The organism is Comamonas sp. lk, assembly GCF_900564145.1.
Classification (GTDB): domain Bacteria; phylum Pseudomonadota; class Gammaproteobacteria; order Burkholderiales; family Burkholderiaceae_C; genus Comamonas.
Genome location: NZ_UOOB01000001.1, coordinates 466,131 through 487,900, shown reverse-complemented (window position 1 = coordinate 487,900; position 21,770 = coordinate 466,131). Strand labels below are relative to the sequence as shown.

Here is a 21,770-nt window from a genome sequence, read left to right as displayed (position 1 = left end):
CGCTCAGGCACAGACCCGTCTGACGCTTCTAACGCCCAATGGCTTGTTTTTCAAGCCAACTCGGCACCAAAACAGGCATCTTTTAACCGTTAAGCCTTTGATGGGAAAGCGCAATCCGCTATGAAAAAAGGAAGCCTAAGCTTCCTTTCTTGAGAACAGCGCAAGCCGTTCAGAACAGCACGCGGCAGCGGATGGTGCCGGCGATCTGCGACAGCTTTTGCACTGCCAGCGCCGAGGAATCCACATCGATGTCGATCACCACATAGCCCACCTTCTCGTCGGTGCGCAGGTACTGGCCGGCAATGTTGATGCCGTTGTCGGCAAACACCTGGTTGATGGCCGAGAGAATGCCGGGGCGGTTCTCGTGCACGTGCAGGATGCGGTTCTGGCCTGGATGCTCGGGCAGGGCCACTTCAGGGAAGTTCACGGCCGAGGTGGTCGTGCCGTTGTCGCTGTACTTGACCAGCTTTTCCGCCACTTCCAGGCCGATATTGGCCTGCGCCTCCATGGTGGAGCCGCCGATATGGGGCGTGAGGATGACGTTGTCCATGCCGCGCAACGGCGACAGGAACTCGTCCTTGTTGCTCTTGGGCTCGACCGGGAACACGTCGATGGCCGCACCCAGCAGCTTGCCGCTTTTCAGGGACTCGGCCAGGGCCTCGATATCAACCACGGTGCCGCGCGAGGCATTGATCAGAATGCTGCCCTGCTTCATGGCAGCAATCTCGGCCGCACCCAGCATGCCGTTGGTCGAGGCCAGCTCGGGCACGTGCAGGGTGACGATATCGCTGCGCGAGAGCAGATCCTTGAGCGAAGCAGCTTGGCTGCTATTGCCCAGCGGCAGCTTGGTTACCACGTCGTGGAAGATGACGCGCATGCCCAGGCCTTCGGCCAGCACCGAGAGCTGGGTGCCGATGGAGCCATAGCCCACGATGCCCAGGGTCTTGCCACGGATCTCGAAGGAGTTGTCAGCGCTTTTCTTCCAGCCACCACGGTGAGCCACGGCGTTCTTTTCGGGGATGCCGCGCAGCAACAGAATGGCTTCGGCCAGCACCAGCTCGGCCACCGAACGCGTATTGGAGTAAGGCGCATTGAACACCACCACGCCGCGCTCGCGCGCCGCGTTCAGGTTGACCTGGTTGGTGCCTATGCAAAAGCAGCCCACAGCCACCAGCTTGTGCGCGGCGGCAAACACCTCTTCGGTCAGCTGGGTGCGCGAGCGAATGCCCACAAAATGGGCATCGGCAATCTTGGCCTTCAGCTCCTCGCCCTCCAGCGCACCGGTCAAGGCTTCCACATTGGTGTAGCCCGCGTCATGCAGCACTTTCAAGGCGGAAGGATGAATGCCTTCCAACAGCAAAAACTTGATCTTCGATTTGTCGAGCGATGTTTTGGTCATGGTTTGCGCCGATCCGTGAAAACCCTATTAAAACGAATACGCTATATCGCCACGAATCGTGGGTGCAAAGCATGGCGGCGGCAATACCGCAGCGCGATACAGGGGCAAATTCTGCCTCAGATGGCAGCGCCCCATGCGGTACAGCGCCCGCTGGCAAAGCAAGCGCCCACCCAGCTGGGAAGCAGGTGTAAAAGACTGCGACATTCACTTTCATTTTTTAGAATGCCGCCCCATGGAACGCTTTCAAATCAATAGCAGAAAGCGCTTTAACGACAAGACGTTCTGAGGAATTTCCGCCTATGTTGAATCTATTTAGCCGTATCGAGGACGTGCTCGTGCAAATCGTGCGCGTGGTCCTGCTGGTGTTCTCGGTGTTTGTGCTGCTGGGCATGGGCCTGTGGCTCTGGGATCACTACCAGCCCAAGAAGCCGCCGGCGGTAGCGGCCTCGGCCTCCACGGCGCTGGACTGGAAGGACGCCCCCTATGACCTCAAGTACATGGTGGACGAAACCGAGCGCGACCTGAGCAGCCTGGGCAATGCGCTGCCGGTGGAAAAACGCCTGGCCGACCCGGCGCTGCGCCCCAGTTTTCAGAAGGCCGACGGCCTGCTGCGCGGCTTTGTCTACAAGAACCCCGCCGAACGCAAGCGTGTGGAGCAGGAAAACAGCGGCCAGGGCCTGACTCCGCTGCACCCGCTGCTGCAAGGTGATGTCCTGCCCTCGCCTGCCGAAGTGAACCGCCAGATCAAGCTGCGCGAGGCCCGTGAGAACGCCTGCTGCGACTCCGAAGCCGCCGACGCTGCGGCCGCCGCCGTGGATGCCGAAATCTCGGCCCACCGAATCTCTCTGACGCGCGAAGACCTGACGATAGCCAGAGCTGCCGCCGCCGCAGCCGATGCCGCAGTTGCAGCTGCTGCCGAAGCCGATTCGGAGCTGATGCTCAGCGAGCCCGTCAATCTGGTGGCCGAGATCAATGACCGCGCCTCGGCGGCCGAGATGGAGCACGGCAGCGGAGCCTACGAGGCCTATGTCAAAGGCCTGCCCGCCGCACTGCAGCAGGTGCTGGGCAACGAGAGCCTGGCCGCCAAGCTGCAGCAGCAACCGGCACAGCAGATCGTGAACACGCTGCTGATCAACTACACGCTGGCCTTCGACCGCACGGCCCAGGTGCTCAAGGGCGAGAACCCCGACCAGGAAAAATGGCAGTTCAGCAGCGTGGAGACCGCCTTCACCACCATGCTGATTGCCTGCTTGGTGATGGTGATCATGGTGCTGGTGCTGATCCGCATGGAGCGCCATATGCGCGTGATGAGCCAGCAAGACAAGACAAAACCCTAAGAACGTGCTGACGATCTCCTCGGCGCCGCGCCAGTACCTTGGCGGGATGGGATGCTAGGCGCGGGTGCGCAGCAAGGCTGCGGCCTTGCAAGCGACCGCAACACCGCAGAGCGCCCCTGGCCGGGCGCCCGCAAAGGCACTGGCCCGAAGGGTTGAGGCGAAATCGGGCGATTTCTTCGCGCTGCGGCTTGCTTGCACCCCGGTGCAAGCAAGCCACATCGCTTCGAACTCATTCCGATTGCGCCTCAACGCGGCTGCGTAGAGATCGTCAACACGTTCTAACCGGCCCCGGGCAAGAAACCGGGGCTTGCGCTAAGGTATCGGCCCGGCTTCCCTATGGAGCCGGGCTGTTTTGTTTTTGGACCTGTCGATGACCCTCTCCCGCCAAACCACCACACCGATCCAGCCCCAGTTTCTGGAGCGCATGTCGCCCCGTGCCTTTGTGCCAGAAGCGCTGACCACCGCCCAACTCGAGCAATTGGTGGATGCCGCCCGCTGGGCGCCCTCGGCCAGCAACAAGCAGCCCTGGCACTTTGCCTATGCGCTGCGCGGTGATGCGCACTGGGAGGCTTTCTCCCACATCCCCAACGAATTCAACCGCCGCTGGTGCCTGAATGCCGGCGCCCTGATCGTGTTGCTGTCGGACAAGCAGGCCTCGGCCGCCAAGCACAGCTTTGACGCGGGCTGCGCCTGGGGCTATCTGGCACTGGAAGCCCATGCCATGGGCCTGGCCACGCACGCCATGGGCGGTTTCTCGGCCGATGAAGCCGGCGCCGTGCTGGGCCTGCCCGAACACCTGGTGCCCGAGGTGGTGATCGCCGTGGGCCGCCGTGCCGATGCCTCCACCCTGCCCGAGGATTTGCGCGAGCGCGAAGTCGCCTCGCCCCGCAAGCCGCTGGCTGAAGTGCTGAGCGCAGGCGCCGTGGCCGCTCAGGTCTGAAGCCGGACTGCACTCAAGCCCGGCCGCGTTGTCACCCGTGCGGTCGGGTAGAAAACATCAAAAACTGGCTGTACCCATTACAGGGATGTCGCCAGCCGCTATCAAATCCATTAACTCATCATGACTGCTGAACGCACACTGTGGCAACGCCTGGGCCCCGTGACCACCCGCCCTTCATGGCGGGATCTGCTGCGGGCCGGCATTGGCGCAGGTCTGGGCCTGGCGCTGGCCGGTCTGCTGGTGGGGCTGGTGGATCACTTTTTCCCGCACACGCTGTTCCTGTTCGCCCCGCTGGGTGCCACGGCGGTGCTGGTGTTTGCCGTGCCCAGCAGTCCACTGGCCCAGCCCTGGAACTGCGTGATGGGCAACACGGTATCGGCGCTGTACACGTTGCTGCTGCTGTGGGCCTTTCCCCAGCTGTCGCAAACCGCGCTGGCGGCACTGGCCGTGTCCGGCGCCATCGCCCTGATGCTGGCCTGTCGCGCCCTGCACCCGCCAGGCGGCGCCGTGGCCTTGCTGACGGTGCTAGCCTCGGCCCAGATGCTGCCTCTGGGCTGGCATCTGCTGATTCCCATGGCCGTGCTTTCGGGCGCGCTTGTGGCCGTGGGCGTGCTCTACCACCGGGCCTGCGGCCGCGCCTATCTGCACCCCGCCCATGTACCGGCACCGGCTCCCGAACTGCAGACCCGCTCCTCTCTGGCGCTGAGCAGCGAAGACCTGCAGCAGCTGCTGGAACGTTTTGACCAGACCTACAACCTGGGCCCCGACGATCTGGGCGAGCTGCTGGCCGCCGCCGAAGAGCAGGCCATCAAGCGCCGCTTTGCCTCCATCAGCTGCGGCCAGGTCATGTCGACCCAGTTGCTGAGCGTGCAGCGCGAGACGTCGCTGGAAGAGGTGGCCGATCTGTTTCACACCCATCTGATCAAAAGCCTGCCCGTGGTCAACGCCCAGGGCGAGCTCATAGGGCGGGTGCTGCGCGCCGACCTGTTCGACTGGCTCTGGGAAGGCCACCGCAGCCAGCAAAAGCAGTCGCTGTGGCGGCGCATACGCCCTCAGCGCCCCCACCTGGAGCCGGTGGCCGCAAGCCTGATGCGCGAGCCCGAGATGTGCGTGCAGGAATCCACGCCCATGGGCGATCTGCTGCAGGAGCTGGCCTCGCACAGCGTGCAGTTCATCGCCGTGCTGCGCGGCGCCGTGCTGGTGGGCGTGATCACCCGCAGCGATGTGATCCGCACCTTGCTGGCACTCAAATAGCGGTTGGGGCCAGGGCTTCCCTCTTGCTGCGCTGGCGCGGCGGACTACACTGCTTGCATGCTGTTTTGAATGCTGTGAAGGAGTCGCCATGCACACCGAGTTCACGCCCAACCTCGACAAGCTGCGCAACATCGTGCAGCGCTTCGCCCCCCATTCCTTCACCACCGAGCAGGTGGTTGCCGAGTACCAGGACAGCCCCGCCAACAGCGAGAGCCGCCAGCTGTTTGACGAGCTGCTGGCCCGCCACGCCGTGGTGCTGGGCATACAGGCCGTACCCGGTGCGGCGCAAGGCCAGGCCGTCTGGAAACCCGCTTAGCAGCGCTGAGGGCCCTGCATAATCAAACCCACTTCGGTGGGTTATTTTTTTGCCCGCGCCCCGTTTGCTCTAAAGTGCCGCGCCATGTCCTTGCTTCCCCTGTCCCTGTGGCTGCCGCTGTCGCTTGCCGCCTGCGTGCTCCTGGTTTTGATAGCTGCAGGCCTGGTGCTGCGCCAGGCGCTGCGCATTCCTGCCGCCAGCAAGGACGGACGCAATGTGCGCACGATTGCCGCCCTCAGCTGCGCGGGGCTGCTGCTGTGGCTGGCTTACGGGGTGTTCAAGGGTTATGCCAGCCTGTGGCAGGCCGATGCGCTCATGATCCTGGCCCAGGGCAGTCTGCTGCTACAGCTGCCGCTGCTGATCGGCGGCATGGCCTGGGTGGCCGCCCTGCTGATTGCGCGGCTGATCAAGATGCACGGAAAGCTCGATTAGGAGCGAAGGTGTTGAGGTTCTAGGACGCGGCCCAGAGCTTGCGCAGCTGGACCAGCTCCGCATCAAAACGCTGATGTATGCGTTGTTGCTCCTGCTCCTGCTGCTGCAGAAAGCGCTGCTGTTCGAGCTGCAGCTCGTTGTTTTCGCTCAGCTGGCGGCGCAGATTGGCCGGAGCTTTCTTGGGGTTCTGCTGATAGAACTCCATCTCGGTGTCGATTTTCTTGCGCCGCTCCTTGAGCTCGGCTTGCCGCTGCTGCCCCAGCTCCATCTGACTGGTGACCTGCGCAATCGCCTGGGCGCGTGCGGCATCGTGCGCTGCCTGATTCGGGTAGCGCAGCAGCATGGCGCGCTCGCGTGAGCGCTCTTCCCGCTGGCGCTGCTGCTCGGCCTCTTGCTGGCGGTTCTTCGCCTCCTGTGTGGCGCGTTCCTGGTCGGTCGGCGTAGGACCCACCCGGCGCAATTCCACGCCGGTGGCGCCCAGCACGCGCTGATCGCGGTCCACACAGTCGGCAATCGGGCGGTCGGCGGTGATGCGTCGGCCCTTGGCGTCCGTGCAGGCGTAGATGGTGCCGCTGCCGGCAGGCGCCGTTTGGGCCAGCGCATTCCCGGCCCACACCATGCCTGCCAAACACCAACCCAGCTTCGCACGCAACGCCTGCTTCATGAAGAGCTTATCCCTTGTCGTTCACACCGTAACGCTGGCGGTAGGCCAGCACGCGTTCATGGTGGGCGCTGCCTGCGTCGCCACCCTGGTTTTCAAGATAAAGCAACAAATCGGCCAGTTTGGCAATAGTGCTGACCTTCATGCCCAGCTGATTGCGCACATATTGCACGGCACTATGCGGCACATCCTGACCGTTTTCGGTCGCCATTTCCTGGCGGTCCAGTGCAATCGCCACGGCATAGGGCTCGGCACCTGCGGCCTTGATGATGGCAATCGACTCGCGTGCCGCCGTGCCGGCCGACATCACATCGTCGATGATGAGCACGCGGCCCTTGAGCGGCGCGCCCACCAGGGTGCCGCCTTCGCCATGGTCCTTGGCTTCCTTGCGGTTGTAAGCGAAAGGCACGTTCTTGCCGTTGCGGGCCAGCTCCACGGCCACGGTGGCGGCCAGCGGAATGCCCTTGTAGGCCGGGCCGAACACCATGTCAAACTCCATGCCGCTGGCCAAAATGGCTTTTGCATAGAATTCGGCCAGGCGCGCCATCTTGGCGCCATCGTCAAACAGGCCAGCGTTGAAGAAGTACGGGCTCAGGCGCCCGGCCTTGGTCTTGAATTCGCCAAAACGCAGCACGCCAGAATCAACGGCAAACTGCACAAATTCCTGCGCCAGACGGTCAGCACCGTCCATTGGCTTCTCACTCACCACCATGGATTCATCCTTGTTCAAATTAACCAGCCTCAACCTCAATGGCATCCGCTCCGCCACAACCAAAGGCGTGGAAGCCTGGATTGCAGCCACTGCGCCGGATTGTATTTGCGTGCAGGAAATCAAGGCCCAGGCACCCGATATGGCCGGCCGCTTTGAGGTGTTAGCCGAGATGCAAGGCCATTTTCACTTTGCCGAGAAAAAAGGGTATTCCGGCGTCGGCGTCTACTCGCGCCACGAGCCTTCGGACGTGGTCATCGGCTTTGGCTCCCACGAGTTCGACGCCGAAGGCCGCTATGTAGAGACGCGTTTTGACACGCCCTCGCGCAAGCTGTCCATCATCAGCTCCTACTTTCCCAGCGGCAGCTCGGGCGAGTTGCGCCAGGCTGCCAAATTCCGTTTTCTGGCCGAGATGCACGCCCATCTGATGCAGATGAAGGGCGAGCGCGAGTTCATTTTGTGCGGCGACATCAACATCGCCCACCAGCAAATCGATCTGAAGAACTGGCGCGGCAACCAGAAAAACAGCGGCTTCACGCCCGAAGAACGCGCCTGGATGACAAATTTGTTGCACAAGACTGAAACAACGGGCGGCCTGATGGACGTTTATCGTCTGCTGCAGCCCGACACCACGGATGCCTGCTACACATGGTGGAGCAACCGCGGCCAGGCCTATGCGAACAACGTGGGCTGGCGTCTGGACTACCACCTGGCCACGCCGGCCACCGCCGCCCTGGCCCGCACCGAGCACATCTACAAGGATGTGAAGTTCTCCGACCATGCGCCCATCACCGTGGGCTACGACTTCACGCTTTGAGCCTACGCCTGGCCCCGTGGCATGCATGCCGTGCCACGGGAGCCGTGACAACAGGGCTTCAGAACTGGTAGCGCATGGTCAGCGTTGCATTGCGCGGTGCGCCGTAAAAGCCGGTCTCGAACAAGCCCAGACCCGAGTAGTACTTCTGGTCAAACAGGTTGTGCACATTGAGCGTGGCCGACAACGACTTGTTGATTTGGTAGCGCGCCATCAGGCCGACCAGCGCATAGCCTTTCTGCTTGATCTGCGCATAGTCCTGCGCCACCGGATGCCAGACCTTGCCGTAGAACGCGCTCTGCCAGCTCACGCCGCCGCCTATGGTCAGGGCCTGCCAGGCACCGGGCAGGCGGTAGCTGGTGGACAGACGCAGCACATGCTCGGGCTGGCTGGCCATCAGCGTTGCGCCGAAGACGCGCTCGCCCTTGGCATCGCGTACATGGTTGTAGGCATAGCCGGCCTGCAGATTCCAGCCGGAGGCAATCTCGCCGTTGAGCTCGGCCTCTATGCCCTTGCTGCTCACACCTTTGACAGCGCGATAGACGGAGGCGCCGTCAACGAAGTCCACATACTCCGCCACATTGTCCTGCTGGATCTGGAAAGCGGCCAGACTGGCGTTGAGCCGGCCGTCCAGGTACTCGCCCTTGACGCCCAGCTCCAGGCTGCGGCCTTCGATGGCGGGCAGAAACTGCCGGTTCACATCCTTGGCCGACTGCGGCGAGAAGATGCTGGTGTAGCTGCCGTATACCGAGTAGGTCTCGTTGAGGTCGTAGACCACGCCGGCATAGGGCGTGACCACGCCGGTCTCGCGCATATCGCTGGTCAGCGCGGGCGTGATGCCATCGTTGTAGACCCGCTGGTCGTTAGCCACCACGCGGCTCACGCGTGCGCCCAGAATCACCGATAGCGCATCGGTAGGGCGAAGCCGCGTGGCAGCGTAGAAACCGCTTTGACGACGCTTATCTTCGTAAGAGGCAATCGGGGGATAAGCCGGCTGCGCGAACTCGCCATTCCAGTTGAAGATGCTGCCGCTGAGCATGGGGTAGAGCGACTCGGACCAGGGGCCGTCGGTGCGGGTATCCGACCACATCGTGCCCAACATCAGCTCGTGCTTGCGCCCGCCCAGCGTGTAGCTGCCGTTGAGGCTGGCGTTGACGGTGTTCTGCGTACGGTCGCCACGAAAATCGCCGGAGAACAGGTACATGCCTTCACCCGTCACCGCATCGGGATTGCCGCCGCTGGCCGAGCCCAGCAGCGAGCGGTGCCGGCTCTTTTGATGGTTCACATCGAGCTTGAAGCGCCAGTCGCCTGCCAGGCGCTGCTCCAGCGTGGCAAACAGATTGCGCGTCTGGGTCTCGCGCCGGCTCCAGCTAGTCGCCGGATTGAAGGAACGGCTGAAGTCGGTGCGGCTGCCGTCGCTGTTGAAAATCGGAAAGCCGGTCCAGGTCGCGCCGCGCGGGTCGGTTTTCTGCGCGTCCAGACCCAGGGTTAGCAAGGTATCGCGCGTGAGGTCGGCTTCGATCACGCCATAGGCCACGCTTTTCTTCTGGCGATAGCGGTCCTGGAACGACTCCTGATCCTGGTAGGCGCCCACGAAGCGTCCGCGCACGCTGCCACTGTGGTTGAGCGGGCCGGAGACATCGATTTCGCCACGGCCTTTGTTCCACGAACCCACGGTGCCCGAGAGCGATCCGGCAAAGGTCTCGGTGGGGCGTTTGCGCACAAAGTTCACGGTAGCCGAGGGGTCGCCCGTGCCGCTCATCAGGCCGGTCGCGCCCTTGAGTATCTCGACACGGTCGTAAATCGTCAGGTCGCCGTTGGTCGCGCCCCAGTCGTAGACGCCGTCATAGTCCTTGGAAACCCCGTCGTACTGGAAGTTGGTGATGGAAAAGCCGCGCGCGCTGAAGCTCCAGCGGTCGCTGTCGTAGTTCTGCACGGTGATGCCCGCGCTCTGACTCATCACATCGGCCACGCTGGTGCTGCCCTGGTCGTCCATTTGCTGGCGTGTGACCACGGTCACGCTCTGCGGCGTGTCGCGCTGCGATAGCGAAAACCCGGCAGACATCGACGATGGCCCCGCCGTGTAGCGGCCCGTGCCGTCCGTGCGCGGGCTGCGCAGGGCATCGGCCGTGACCGTCACATCGGGCAACGACGGTGTCGCCCCGCCGCCCGACACCGACACCGATGCCGGCAGCACGCGCAGTGCATAGCCGTCGCCGGCCGAGCGAACGGCGCCCAGGCCCGAGCCCTCCAAGGCCTGGGCCAGTGCGCCCTCTATGCTCAGCTTGCCGCTGACGCCACGGCTGGCAATGCCTTGGGCGATCCTGGATTCAAAACTGATCAGCACGCCAGCATCGCGCCCGAGCCGGTTGAGCACGGTCTCCAGCGGGCCGGCAGGGATCTCGAAGCGCTGCAGCTGCGACGCGGGCGCAGACGCAGATGCGGCCTCGGTCTGGGCCAGCGATAGCTGGGGCATGACCGCGCCGGTCACGATCATTGTGGCCAGCGCCAGCGGACGCAGGCGGGCAGTGGACGGAACCATGGAGTAGCAAGAATGTGCAAGCATGAAGTTGTTTTCGAGGAGATAAGCTGTCAAAAGTGAGGAAACGCGGCGCGGCATGCGCGCCCTTCTCTTGCTTGACAGTCATCTGCGCAAATCAGCTCATATTTTTTTGCCATGCGCCCAGACACCGGTGCGGCGCGGCTTCACGCTGACCCAGAGGCGCGTGTAGGTGTGGACTTCAACCGGCAAGGCCGAGCTCAGCGCGGCCAGCACGCGGTCGGTATCCGCCAGCGGATAGGCGCCCGAGACCTGCAGGCCGGCAATGGCGGGATCGCAGCCCAGGCGGCCCCGGCGGTGCCGCGCCAACTCGGCCAGAAAGTCGTCCAGCCGCATCTGCGCAACCACAAGCATGCCGTCGACCCAGGCGCCGGCATTGACGTCCAGCGGCGTTGCCGCCTCGACCTGCGTGTGCGTGAAGCGCGCAGCCTCGCCGGCCTGCAGCACGCGCAGCTGCGCCGGCGCATCGATGGCGCGCAACTCTACCGCCCCCTGCAGCACGCCGACCTCGACCGACGCATCGCTGTGCTCGCGCACCGTGAAGCGCGTGCCGAGTGCGCGCACCGTACCGGCGCTGGTTTCCACCAAAAAAGGGCGCTGCAGCGCGTCCTTGGCGGTCTGTACCAGGATTTCGCCGCGCACCAGCTGCAGCACGCGGCGTTCGGCATCGAAACGCAGATTGATGGCGCTGCCGGAGTTGAGGCTCACCCGCCCGCCATCGGGCAGTACCCACGAGGGCCGCTCGCCTACGGCTGCCACATGGTCGGCATTCCAGGCCTGCCACGAGGCAGTCCGGCTTGCCAGCAGCACGCTGGCGTTGCCGATGACCAGCAGCGTCAGCAGCTGCAGGCTGCGGCGGCGCTGCCTGGATTGGGGTGCAGCACTCAAGGCCGCCTTGGCCAGAGGCGAAGGAATCGCCGCCAGCTGGCCTGCGACGCATTCGATGCGCTGCCAGGCCGCTTCATGCGCAGGTTCGGCGGCACGCCAGCGCTCCCAGGCGCTGCGCTGCGCGGCACTGGCTTGGCCGGAGCGCAACTCCATCCACCACTGCACCGCTTGCCGCGCAATGGCGGGTTCGACCTTGTCGGTACTGCCGGGGAAATGCATGTCTGTCATCGCGGCTATTGCGGAAAAAAGCAGCACATCGCCGCCTTGGTCAGATGGCGCTTGACCGTCGATACCGAAATGCCCAGCTCCGCTGCAATGGCGGCCTGGCCCAGCCCTTCTAGCTGTGCCAGCAGAAAGGCCTGCTTGGCCTGCACCGGCAGGCCGCTGAGCCGCCTATCGATCTCGACCAAGGTCTCCAGCAGCATCAGCCTGACCTCGGGTGGCGGTGCCACGGGCTCGGGCATCAGGGCCAGCGCATCGAGGTAGGCCTGCTCGATGGCGCGGCGGCGCACATGGTTGATCAGCAGATTGCGCGCCACGGTGGTCAGGTAGGCGCGCGGCTCTTGCACCCGCTCGAGTTCAGCCGAACCCAGCAAGCGCACAAACGTGTCCTGCGCCAGATCCGCCGCATCAAAGGCATTGCCCAGTTTTTTGCGCAGCCAGCCCTGCAGCCAACCATGGTGAGCGGCATAAAAGGCCTGGACTAGCGGGTGGCTGGCGGGTGGATGGTCGGACATGGGAAGGCGCTGAGGAAATAGCTCCCTCGCACACAATGCAAATGCAAACTATTCTCATTATAAAGAATTGTCTGACTTTGCATCTGCGGCCATGGTGAGTGCTTGAACCGATGGCACGCTCTCGGGCGCTGGCTACGATATGCAGCTTGATGCTTTTGGAGTGCACCCATGCCCGGTTTTCGACGCTTGCTGGTTTCAGGCCTGTTGTGTGCTGCCGCCTGGCTGCCCGCAGCCCATGCGCGCAACGCCTCGGACTACAGCACGCAGGAGCTGGTGGAAGCGCTGACCCAGCGCCTGGCCAAGGTCTTGCGCGATGCGCCAGGCGGCGATGCGGCCATCGTGCTGCTCGAAGGCAAGGCCTTGCCCCTCAAATCCAGGCTGCAATCCGTGGCCGGCATGCGCTTGCTGAGCCAGGAGCAGTTGGTGGCCGAGCAGCGCGCCAACTTCCTCATCATCTCCCAGCTGGGCATGCAGGGGCCGGACATACTCATCGATTACGAGACGCCCAACAACGCCTCGTTCGGCACGCTGCGGGTGCAGGAACAGGAGGGCAAACTGGTCTTCAAGGCCGAAGAAAGCTATCGCTCCAGCAGCGGCGCGCGCGCCACCTATGCGCGCTTGTACGGCGGTCTGCCCTGCCGCGATGGTTCGGAAATGGCCTACCGCTTTGATTACGCGAGCTCATCGCGCAGCGGCAAATGCCCGGTTCCCACTTTTCCCAGCAGCGATTCGCCCCTGGATTGGTAATTCAATACAGGAGCAGTTAGCGCTTTAGCTGTCTAAATTTCAGGGCATAAAAAATCCGAAACCAAGCCAATGAAAGCGCTAGCCGCTCTTTTTAAAAGAGCATAAAAAAAGCGCCTGTGACGCAAATCACAGGCGCTTTCAAGCCGGCAGATCAGCTCTTCAGTGCCACCAGCACCTCATCGAGCATCTTCTTGGCATCGCCAAACAGCATGCGGTTGTTTTCCTTGTAGAACAGCGGATTGTCCACACCGGCATAGCCCGAGGCCATGGAGCGCTTCATCACGATGGAGGTCTTGCCCTTCCACACCTCCAGCACCGGCATGCCGGCGATGGGGCTGGTCGGGTCGTCCTGGGCCGCAGGGTTCACGATGTCGTTGGCACCGATGACCATGGCCACATCGGCTTCGGGGAAGTCATCGTTGACCTCGTCCATCTCCATCACGATGTCGTAAGGCACTTTGGCCTCGGCCAGCAACACGTTCATGTGGCCGGGCATGCGACCCGCCACCGGGTGGATGGCAAAACGCACGTTCACGCCCTTGTCGCGCAAGGTCTTGGTGATTTCGTTGACCGTGTGCTGGGCCTGGGCCACCGCCATGCCATAGCCGGGCACGATGATGACGCTCTTGGCGTCGCGCAGCATCTCGGCCGTCTCGGCGGCGCTGACCGGCGTCACTTCGCCTTGGGGCTCGGCGGCAGCGCCGTCCGCAGGCTTCTTGGCCGGTGCGCCCGAACCAAAACCACCGGCAATCACGCTGATGAAGTTGCGGTTCATGGCCTGGCACATGATGTAGCTCAGAATCGCACCCGAAGAACCCACCAGGGCTCCGGTCACGATCAGCAAATCGTTGCCCAGCATGAAGCCCGTGGCCGCAGCGGCCCAGCCCGAGTAGCTGTTGAGCATGGAGACCACCACCGGCATGTCGGCACCGCCAATGGCCATCACCATGTGCACGCCAAACAGCAGGGCAATCGCCGTCATCACCATCAGCGGCAGCATGCCGTCGGCCACGGTTTCAGCACGCAGGAACTCGCGACCAAACCAGATCACCACCAGCAAGGCCACCAGATTGAGCCAATGGCGTGCCGGCAGCAGCAGCGGCTTGCCGCCGATCTTGCCGTTGAGCTTGCCAAAGGCAATCAGCGAGCCCGAGAAGGTGACGGCGCCAATCAGGATGCCGACATAGATTTCCACCTCGTGAATGGCTTTTTCGGCGCCGGCCAGTTCGATGGAGGTATCGACATAGCTGGCAAAGCCCACCAGACAGGCTGCCAGGCCCACCAGGCTGTGCATCAGGGCCACCAGCTCGGGCATCTGGGTCATCTTCACGACCTTGGCCGCATACAGGCCGATACCGCCGCCAACGACCAGTGCGCCCACGATCCAGGCCATGCCGTTGGGACCGACACGCGGACCGAACACCGTGGCCAGCACGGCCAGCGCCATGCCAATCATGCCGAACAGATTGCCACGGCGCGAGGTTTCAGGATTGGACAAGCCACCCAGACTGAGAATGAACAAAATGGCGGCACCCAGATAGGCCACCGTTGCGAGACTTTGGGACATGGTTTTTCTCTCTCGTTGTTCTTATTTCTGGAACATGGCCAGCATGCGGCGCGTGACGGCAAAGCCGCCAAACATGTTGACGGCCGTCAGCACCACGGCGGCAAACGCCAGCCAGCGGATCAGCTCATCAGGACGGCCTCCGGCAGCTCCATCGGGCGGAGCAATCTGCACCAGCGCGCCAATGGCGATGATGCTGGAGATGGCATTGGTCACGCTCATCAGCGGCGTGTGCAGGGCGGGCGTCACGTTCCACACCACCATATAGCCTATGAAGCAGGCCAGCACGAAGACCGTGAAGTGCCCCAGGAAGGCTGCAGGCGCGTAAGCGCCAATAAACCAGAAGGCCAGGGCCGCCACGGCAAAGATGATGGCCAGCGTCTTGGCCGGCAGCGGTCCGCTGGCACCATGACCGTGGCCGCTCTTCTTTTGCACCACGGGGGCTTCGGCAGGCTTGGCGGCCGGCTTGGCCACCTGCGCCAGCGGCGGGGCCGGCCAGGTGATTTCACCGTTCTTGACCACGGTCAGACCGCGAATCGCATCGTCTTCCATGTTCACCAGGGCCACGCCGTCCTTGGCCTTGCACAGTTCTTCGGTCAGGCGCAGCAGATTGGTGGCGTACAAGGTGGAGGACTGCTTGGCCAGGCGCGAAGCCAGGTCGGTGTAGCCCACAATGGTCACGTCATGGCGCACCACGGCCTCGCCGGGCACGGTCAGCTCGCAGTTGCCGCCTTGTTCGGCTGCCATGTCCACGATCACGCTGCCGGGCTTCATGCTCTGCACCATCTCGGCCGTGATCAGCTTGGGCGCGGGCTTGCCGGGAATCAGGGCCGTGGTGATGATGATGTCCACCTCCTTGGCCTGCTGGGCGTACATAGCGCGCTGCGCGGCCTGAAAGCCTTCGCTCATGACCTTGGCGTAGCCGCCGCCGCCCGAGCCTTCTTCCTCGTAATCGACCTTGACGAACTCGCCGCCCAGCGAAGTGACCTGATCGGCCACCTCGGCGCGCGTATCGTTGGCGCGCACGATGGCACCCAGGCTGGCTGCCGTGCCGATGGCCGACAGGCCGGCCACACCGGCACCGGCAATGAAGACCTTGGCTGGCTGCACCTTGCCTGCGGCCGTGATCTGGCCGTTGAAATAGCGGCCGAAAGCATTGGCCGCCTCGATCACGGCGCGGTAGCCGCTGACGCCGGCCATGGAGGTCAGCGCATCCATCTTCTGGGCGCGCGAGAGCGTGCGCGGCAGCGAGTCAATGGCCAGCACCGTCACCTTCTTGGCGGCCAGCTGCTGCATCAGCTCGGGGTTCTGGGCCGGCCAGATGAAGTCGATCAGCACCTGGCCTTCGCGCATCTGCGCTACTTCTTCTTGGGTTGGTGGACGCACCTTGAAGATGATGTCGCAGCTGGCCCAGATGGCCGCCGCATCGGGCAGCACTTCGGCACCCGCTGCACGGTAGGCCTCGTCGCTGCAGTTGGCGGCGTCGCCGGCACCGGCTTGGACCGACACGCTAAAGCCCAGCTTGATGAGCTTTTCCACCACATCGGGCACGGTGGCCACGCGCTTTTCCAGCGGGAAGGTTTCCCTTGGCACGCCGATGCGCTGGGTGCCAGCGCCGGACGACGTTTGGCTTGGGTTGGTAGACATGAGAGAAGTCTCCTGGAGGTTTGAAATCTTTTACTCCAGGCCAACGCCAGCGCCCCAGGTGGGTTGCGAATCTGCAGAGCTGCTTCGTACGGCCTGAAATCTTAAAACCGGGGGGTGGGCCGCTTCGATAGAGCGTCTGCCCACTGCCTTGCAGCACAGGTATTTTGTAGCAGCGTGCACCGAATTGGGGCACACACATCTGTACTAGCGCAAATGGAGGATGTCGTTAAAGTCCGGGCGGGCATTTTTGATGCCCATGGTCTGTCATGGCATGCTTGCGGGGTTCGCTTGGCGCGAAGCCTACTCACTTACGGAAAAATTACAAGTCACCCATGTTGCAATACCACACCGTACCCGTCACCGCCTTCCAGCAAAACTGCTCCCTAGTTTGGTGCGACCAGACCATGGACGCCGCTGTCATCGACCCCGGCGGCGATATCGAGCAGATCGAATGGGAGGCCGAGCACCTGGGCTTACAGATCAAGGCCATCTGGCTCACCCACGCCCACATAGACCACGCTGGCGGCACCAGCGAAATGGCGGCCAAGCACCAGCTGCCCATCATCGGCCCGCATGAAGGCGATCAGTTCTGGATTGACGGCCTGCCCCAGCAAAGTGCGATGTTTGGCTTTCCACATGCCGATCCCTTCCAGCCCACGCGCTGGCTGCAGGACGGCGATACGGTGACGATTGGCCAGGAAACCTTGAACGTGCGCCATTGCCCGGGCCACACGCCAGGCCATGTGGTGTTCCACGCCCCGCAGATCGACCGCTGTTTTGTAGGCGATGTGTTGTTTGCCGGCAGCATAGGCCGCACGGATTTCCCCCAGGGCAACCATCAGCAACTGATCGACTCCATCGTGCAGCGCCTGTGGCCCATGGGCGACCAGACGGTGTTCATTCCCGGCCACGGCCCCGAGAGCAGCTACGGCCGCGAGCGCAAGGTGAACCCCTATGTCAGCGGCACCTGAATAGCAAAGAAATACGGCTCAACCCCATATTCAAAAAGCGCTTCAAGCTATCAAATCGGGACCGTCGCCTGAAGCCACCGGTGCAGGCTAGCGAATAGGGGGAAAGCGCAGGGTGAAACGGGTGCCGCCACGCTCCGAGGTGTCGGCCTCCACCGTGCCGCCTTGTGAAGTGGTCAGCGCTTTGACTATGGACAAGCCCAGGCCCGAGCCCTCTTTGCGCCGCTTTCCAGGCGCTTGCGCAAAGCGCTGAAAAGGATGAGAGCGCAGCTCGGCGGGCAGGCCCGGCCCCGCGTCGCTGATGCGCAGCACTACCTGCGCCTCGCCCCGGGCATTGCTCTCGGTCGTCACGCTCACTCCCAGCCAGCGGCCGTCGCGGGCGTGGCGCAGCACATTGCCAATCAGGTTGTTGACGATCTGGCGCATACGATCGGCATCGGCATTGATATCGGCAGCCCCGTCGCCCAGCTCCACCGGCAGATCCAGGTTCAACGTCATGTCTTGCATCTGCAGCTGGGGATGTATGTGCTCAACCACTTCGCCGACCAGATCCGCCAGGTCCAGTCTTTGCCGGTTAAGGGACAGCTGACCGGCATCGGCCATGGACAGGGTATGCAGATCGTCGACCAGGCGCGCCAGATGCGCGGTCTGCGCCAGCAGCACCTGCAGCTCCGCCGAGTTCACCTCGATCACGCCATCGCACAGCGCGTGCAATCGCACCTGTAGCACGGTCAAGGGCGTGCGCAGCTCGTGCGATATGGAGGCCGCCGTGGCTTTGCGCTCGCTCTCCAGCGTCTCCAGCGCCTCCACCATGCCGTTGAACGTGTCTATCATCGCGGCCATTCGCCGTGGGCATCGCTTTTGACCGCACGCGCACCCAGATCGCCGGCTTCAATGCGCTTGGCAACCTCCACCATGGAGGCCAGCGGCCGCGTGATGCGCCTGGACACCCAGAAGCCGACGCCCAGCCCGAAAGGCAGGCTCACGGCCAGGCCGACCAGCAGCGACCACTTTTCGCCAAAGTGAAGATCGCCGCCCCAGTACTCGCTGTAGATCTGCAAGGCACGCGGACTGTCGTCCAGGTCCTGGGCAGTCAGCGTGTCCAGTTCGGTGCGCACAGCATCCGGCAAGTGCTTGTAAAACGCGCGGTACTGCAGCTCGGAAATCAGCAGCACGCCGGCCGTCAACGCGCCAATCGTCACCAGCACCGTGGCAGTAATCCACAGTCCGAAGCGTACCCAGATCCGGTTCAGTCCCAGGGCCATAGACGGTAACCGATGCCGCGCACCGTCTCTATCAGTCCGTCCTGGCCTGCCAGTTGCAGCTTTCTGCGCAGCTTGGAGAGGTGAGAGTCGATCACACGCTCCAGCGCATCGCTCTCGGGCAGGCAGTTCTCGATCAGATAAGCGCGGGAGAAGCAGCGCCGCGGCTGTGCTGCCAGGCAGGCCAGCAGACGGAATTCGGTCAGCGTCAGCGACAGCGGTATGGCAAGTCCGTCATCCCCGTAGATCAGAGCGCTGTGCGCCTCCTTATCAATCTCGATCGGCCCCACGCGCAGGGGCGCGGCCACGGCGGCGGCGGGAGTCTTGGTGCGGCGCAGCACGGCCCTCACCCTGGCCACAACCTCCGGCGGATTAAAGGGCTTGACCACATAGTCGTCGGCCCCCATGCGCAAGGCCAGCAGCTTGTCCACATCATCGGCCAGGGCCGTCACCATGATGACCGGCGCCTGCCCTTCGTTGCGAATCTCACGCAGCACATCCACGCCATCCACCTTGGGCAGATGAATGTCGAGCAGGACCAGGTCAGGCCGCAGCTGTCTGAATAGCTGCAAGGCTTGCTCGCCGTCCTGCGCCACTCTGGCGCGCAAGCCGTCGCGCTCCAGATAGGCGTTCAAAATGCTGGCAATGCTGGGCTCGTCCTCAACCACCAGTACCAGAGGCGTTGCCGCAGGCTGTGCAAAAGAGTTCATAGCTAAAGACCGGAAGATGCCCGGAAGCGGGCACTATCTTCGCGTCCATGCAGATGCATTGCCGCGTCCCGGATGTCGTGTTTTGTCACATTATGGGGTGACAAGCCGCCCGGGCTGGCGGCGACCAGCATCTCCATACTTTCTCCATAAAACTTGCAATGAGGCTCCAGCTTTGAGGGCTTCAATGGTGGCCTGGGGTCTCTGCATCCCTGTTCCAGATGGACGCACACCGTTGAAACCAGCCCCAACCCACACGCTTAGCCGCTTGAGCGCCTGCTGCCTTGGCACCCTCGTGCTGCTGGCAGGGTGCTCTGCCCCCGTGCCGGTCAGGCTGAACACCGACATGCCCGCACACTGGCAGCAAGCCCTGCCTGTCAGCCCCAAGCCGGGCGCCGACCTGGCGCACTGGTGGAAGTCATGGAACGACACTGAACTCAACGCCCTGGTTGACGAGGCTTTGGCCCAGAACCTGGATGTGGCCCAGGCCGTGTTGCGCCTGCAGCAGCAAAAGCGCCTGTCCGAGGTATCTGGCTCAGCCTTTCTACCCAATGTCTCCGCAGGTGTGCGCACGCTGCAGGATGTGGCAGCGCAGGACTCCTACTTTCACGCCAGCGTCGATGTGAGCTGGGATCTGGGCCTGTTCGGCGCCTCTGAGGCGGCGACACGCTCGGCTTCTGCCGACGTGCTGGACGCCCAGGCCCAATTGCATGCCGCCCGTGTGGCCCTGGTCGCCCAGGTTGTGCACCGCTACCTGGATATTCGCCAGGCCCAGCGCCAGCAAGCGCTGCTGCAGCAGCGGCAAGCCCTGGATCAGCGCCAGCTGCAATTGCTGCAGATACGCCAGACGCAGCGCCTGGGCAGCATGCAGGCCGTAGAGCAACAGCAGCTGCAAATCGCCGCCGCAGCCGGGCAGACCGCGATGCTGACGGAGGCGCAGGCACGCTCTGCCCACGGTCTGGCCGCGCTGCTGGGCCGCTCAGGCCCCGATCCGCGCTGGTTGCAAGCTGCAGATGCCACCACGGCCATGCCTGCCGCACCTGCCATATCGGGCATGCCTCTAGCGGCCATCCCCGCTGATCTGCTGCGTACCCGGCCCGACATACAGAGCGCAGAGGCGGCGGTAGAACATGCGGCGGCAGAGCTGGGCATCACACGCGCGGCGCTGTATCCACGTTTCACGCTGACAGGCTCCATCCTGTACTCGTACAACATCACGCAAAATCGCCGCAATGCGGCCTCGGACAAGCTTCCCGTCTTCGGCCCGCAGATTGATGTTCCGCTGTTTGACTGGAGCCGACGCCGCGCCCAGGCCGATGCCCGCGAACTGGCACTGCAGGCCAGCGTGAAAGCCTATCGCCAGAGCGTGCTCAACGGCATCGCCGACGTGGAATCCTCGCTGGCCGCCATAGGTGCACAAGAGCAGCGCCGGCAAAGCCTGCAAGCCACGCAGTCCATCTTGCAGCAGCGCCAGCAGGCACAGACCGTGCGCCAGAATCTGGGCCTGGAAAGCGAACTCTCCACTCTCGAGACCCGACGCTCCCTGCTTCAGCTGCAAAGCGAGACCGACACGGCTGGCTTTACGCAAGCGCTGGCCTTTGTGACGCTTTACAAGGCCCTGGGCGGAGCGCCGTTGGATACCGTGGCTCAAAGCCCTGCCAAGGGGCTGCAGCCATGATTGCCCTGGCCCGCAAAACACTGGTTTACGAATGGCGCCGCTTTGTTCCCTCGGTGTTTGCCGTGGGCTTCTCCGGCGTGCTGCTGGCCATGCAGGCCGCGCTGGTGCTGGGCATCTTCGGTTCGGCTGCCGTGTACGTCACCGCCTCGTCTGCGGATATCTGGGTGGGCTACCCCGGCACGCAAAGCGTGAACTTTGGTCGCAATATCAGCGCCGATGTGGAGATGCGCCTGCGCATGGAGCCGGACATCCAGGCCGTCGAGCCCTATCTCTGGATTGATGGCGACTGGCGTGCACACGACAGCGCCGCAGCCAGCGCGAACAAAGGCGGCGTCTCCATCTATCTTTCTGGCGTGAGCACGGCGGATGACGCCCTGATGTTCACCAAGATTCTGGCGCCCTGGCACAGGCAGCGCTTGCGCGAGCCCGGTACGGTCATCGTGGATCGCGCCGACCTGGGCACGCTGGGTACCCAGGAAGGCGGCACGGCCTGGATCAACAACCACCCGGTGCGCATAGTCGCCGCCGTGGATGGGCTGCGCGGTCTGGGCGGCGTGAATGTGATCACGTCGCTGGCCTCGGCCCGTGAAATCGCAGACGGCGAGGCCCGCCATGGCAGCACCTATTTTGTGGCCAGCGTGCGCAACGGCGTCTCGCCTGCAGCCGTACAAAAAAAATTGAGCGACAAGCGCAGCAGCTTTGGCGCCCATGAGGCCTGGACTGCCGAGAGCTTTGCCCGCCGCTCGCAGCGCTACTGGATGTTCGATACCGGCGCCGGCGCCGGCGTGCTGTTCATGGCCATCATCGTCTGCCTGGTCGGCTCCATCGTCACCAGCCAGTCACTCAAGGCCGTGGTCGCAGGCTCGGCCCGGGAATACGCGGTGCTCAACGCCCTGGGCGTCAGCCGTGGGGCGTTGGGACGCGTGGTGATAGAGCAGGCCTGCTGGATAGGCGGTCTGGGCTTTGTGCTGGCCGCTTTCGCCAGCGCCGTTCTCTTGAGCATTGCCTCCGCCTACCGAGTCCCGGTGGCCCTGTCCGTCTCGGCGGTGCTGGGCTGCGCTTTTCTGGTCGCCGTCCTGTCCCTGCTTTCCGGCCTCGGAGCCATGCGCAGCCTGCTGCGCGCCGATCCCGCCACCTTGCTGCGTTGAAC

General features: G+C 63.5%; 21 protein-coding genes. 10 read left to right on the top strand and 11 right to left on the bottom strand.

From position 1 onward, the window contains the following. Positions 1–169: 169 nt before the first annotated feature. Entirely contained in the window at positions 170–1,399 is a 1,230-nt protein-coding gene (serA, locus tag EAO39_RS02185; RefSeq protein ID WP_120965811.1) for a phosphoglycerate dehydrogenase, read from the bottom strand. A 299-nt stretch (positions 1,400–1,698) separates the two neighbouring features. Here serA and EAO39_RS02180 point away from each other — a divergent pair, with 299 nt between their 5' ends. The 5 genes from EAO39_RS02180 (at position 1,699) to EAO39_RS02160 (ending at position 5,678) form a co-directional block, all read left to right on the top strand. Next, positions 1,699–2,736 (top strand): hypothetical protein, encoded by a 1,038-nt coding sequence (locus EAO39_RS02180; protein ID WP_120965809.1) that lies wholly within the window; start codon positions 1,699–1,701, stop codon positions 2,734–2,736. A 370-nt stretch (positions 2,737–3,106) separates the two neighbouring features. Further along, entirely contained in the window at positions 3,107–3,676 is a 570-nt protein-coding gene (locus tag EAO39_RS02175) for a nitroreductase family protein (protein ID WP_120965807.1), read from the top strand. Between the two features lie 120 nt (positions 3,677–3,796). Then, positions 3,797–4,930 carry an HPP family protein gene (locus EAO39_RS02170; RefSeq protein ID WP_240466878.1) on the top strand — a complete coding sequence of 378 codons (1,134 nt, stop codon included), beginning with the start codon at positions 3,797–3,799 and terminating at the stop codon, positions 4,928–4,930. 88 nt (positions 4,931–5,018) lie between these two features. Beyond that, entirely contained in the window at positions 5,019–5,246 is a 228-nt protein-coding gene (locus tag EAO39_RS02165) for a hypothetical protein (protein WP_120965805.1), read from the top strand. An 84-nt stretch (positions 5,247–5,330) separates the two neighbouring features. Beyond that, a complete protein-coding gene (locus tag EAO39_RS02160) occupies positions 5,331–5,678 on the top strand; it encodes a hypothetical protein (RefSeq protein WP_120970594.1) in 348 nt (115 codons plus the stop codon). Positions 5,679–5,697: 19 nt separating this feature from the next. Here EAO39_RS02160 and EAO39_RS02155 read toward each other — a convergent pair whose 3' ends face one another. Continuing rightward, positions 5,698–6,342 (bottom strand): DUF4124 domain-containing protein, encoded by a 645-nt coding sequence (locus tag EAO39_RS02155; RefSeq protein WP_120965803.1) that lies wholly within the window; start codon positions 6,340–6,342, stop codon positions 5,698–5,700. Positions 6,343–6,349: 7 nt separating this feature from the next. After that, a complete protein-coding gene (gene pyrE / locus EAO39_RS02150; RefSeq protein ID WP_120970592.1) occupies positions 6,350–7,051 on the bottom strand; it encodes an orotate phosphoribosyltransferase in 702 nt (233 codons plus the stop codon). A gap of 10 nt (positions 7,052–7,061) precedes the next feature. On the opposite strand from pyrE, the gene EAO39_RS02145 reads away from it, so the two are divergent. Beyond that, positions 7,062–7,865, top strand: coding sequence for an exodeoxyribonuclease III (locus tag EAO39_RS02145; RefSeq protein WP_120965801.1), 804 nt, complete (start codon positions 7,062–7,064; stop codon positions 7,863–7,865). Between the two features lie 58 nt (positions 7,866–7,923). On the opposite strand, the gene EAO39_RS02140 is transcribed toward EAO39_RS02145, so the two are convergent. The 3 genes from EAO39_RS02140 to EAO39_RS02130 form a co-directional block, all read right to left on the bottom strand. Continuing rightward, positions 7,924–10,428, bottom strand: a complete 2,505-nt coding sequence (locus tag EAO39_RS02140) for a TonB-dependent receptor (protein WP_205589338.1) — start codon at positions 10,426–10,428, stop codon at positions 7,924–7,926. A 96-nt stretch (positions 10,429–10,524) separates the two neighbouring features. Then, on the bottom strand, positions 10,525–11,538 hold the full coding sequence (locus EAO39_RS02135) for a FecR domain-containing protein (protein ID WP_240466877.1): 1,014 nt from the start codon (positions 11,536–11,538) through the stop codon (positions 10,525–10,527). A 5-nt stretch (positions 11,539–11,543) separates the two neighbouring features. After that, positions 11,544–12,047: a sigma-70 family RNA polymerase sigma factor gene (locus EAO39_RS02130; protein ID WP_120965798.1), complete on the bottom strand. Its 504-nt coding sequence runs from the start codon at positions 12,045–12,047 to the stop codon at positions 11,544–11,546. 168 nt (positions 12,048–12,215) lie between these two features. Here EAO39_RS02130 and EAO39_RS02125 point away from each other — a divergent pair, with 168 nt between their 5' ends. Further along, positions 12,216–12,794 carry a hypothetical protein gene (locus EAO39_RS02125; protein ID WP_120965796.1) on the top strand — a complete coding sequence of 193 codons (579 nt, stop codon included), beginning with the start codon at positions 12,216–12,218 and terminating at the stop codon, positions 12,792–12,794. A gap of 151 nt (positions 12,795–12,945) precedes the next feature. Here EAO39_RS02125 and pntB read toward each other — a convergent pair whose 3' ends face one another. Beyond that, positions 12,946–14,361, bottom strand: a complete 1,416-nt coding sequence (gene pntB / locus EAO39_RS02120) for a Re/Si-specific NAD(P)(+) transhydrogenase subunit beta (protein WP_120965794.1) — start codon at positions 14,359–14,361, stop codon at positions 12,946–12,948. A gap of 21 nt (positions 14,362–14,382) precedes the next feature. Continuing rightward, positions 14,383–16,005, bottom strand: a complete 1,623-nt coding sequence (locus EAO39_RS02115) for a Re/Si-specific NAD(P)(+) transhydrogenase subunit alpha (RefSeq protein WP_120965792.1) — start codon at positions 16,003–16,005, stop codon at positions 14,383–14,385. 332 nt (positions 16,006–16,337) lie between these two features. Here EAO39_RS02115 and EAO39_RS02110 point away from each other — a divergent pair, with 332 nt between their 5' ends. Next, positions 16,338–16,976 (top strand): MBL fold metallo-hydrolase, encoded by a 639-nt coding sequence (locus tag EAO39_RS02110; RefSeq protein WP_120965790.1) that lies wholly within the window; start codon positions 16,338–16,340, stop codon positions 16,974–16,976. A gap of 87 nt (positions 16,977–17,063) precedes the next feature. Here the strand turns inward: EAO39_RS02110 and EAO39_RS22865 are convergent, their stop codons facing one another. Genes EAO39_RS22865 through EAO39_RS02100 form a run of 3 tightly spaced genes read right to left on the bottom strand, consistent with a single transcriptional unit; the run spans position 17,064 to position 18,945 of the window. Beyond that, positions 17,064–17,816, bottom strand: a complete 753-nt coding sequence (locus EAO39_RS22865; protein WP_240466876.1) for an ATP-binding protein — start codon at positions 17,814–17,816, stop codon at positions 17,064–17,066. After that, positions 17,804–18,238: a HAMP domain-containing protein gene (locus tag EAO39_RS22860; RefSeq protein ID WP_240466875.1), complete on the bottom strand. Its 435-nt coding sequence runs from the start codon at positions 18,236–18,238 to the stop codon at positions 17,804–17,806. The genes EAO39_RS22865 and EAO39_RS22860 overlap by 13 nt, the downstream gene beginning before the upstream one ends. Next, positions 18,223–18,945, bottom strand: coding sequence for a response regulator (locus EAO39_RS02100; RefSeq protein WP_120965788.1), 723 nt, complete (start codon positions 18,943–18,945; stop codon positions 18,223–18,225). Before EAO39_RS02100 ends, EAO39_RS22860 begins: the two co-directional genes overlap by 16 nt. A 184-nt stretch (positions 18,946–19,129) precedes the next feature. Here EAO39_RS02100 and EAO39_RS02095 point away from each other — a divergent pair, with 184 nt between their 5' ends. Both EAO39_RS02095 and EAO39_RS02090 read left to right on the top strand, forming a co-directional pair. Continuing rightward, on the top strand, positions 19,130–20,620 hold the full coding sequence (locus EAO39_RS02095; RefSeq protein WP_120965786.1) for an efflux transporter outer membrane subunit: 1,491 nt from the start codon (positions 19,130–19,132) through the stop codon (positions 20,618–20,620). After that, positions 20,617–21,768, top strand: a complete 1,152-nt coding sequence (locus EAO39_RS02090) for an ABC transporter permease (RefSeq protein ID WP_120965784.1) — start codon at positions 20,617–20,619, stop codon at positions 21,766–21,768. Before EAO39_RS02095 ends, EAO39_RS02090 begins: the two co-directional genes overlap by 4 nt. Positions 21,769–21,770: the final 2 nt, after the last annotated feature.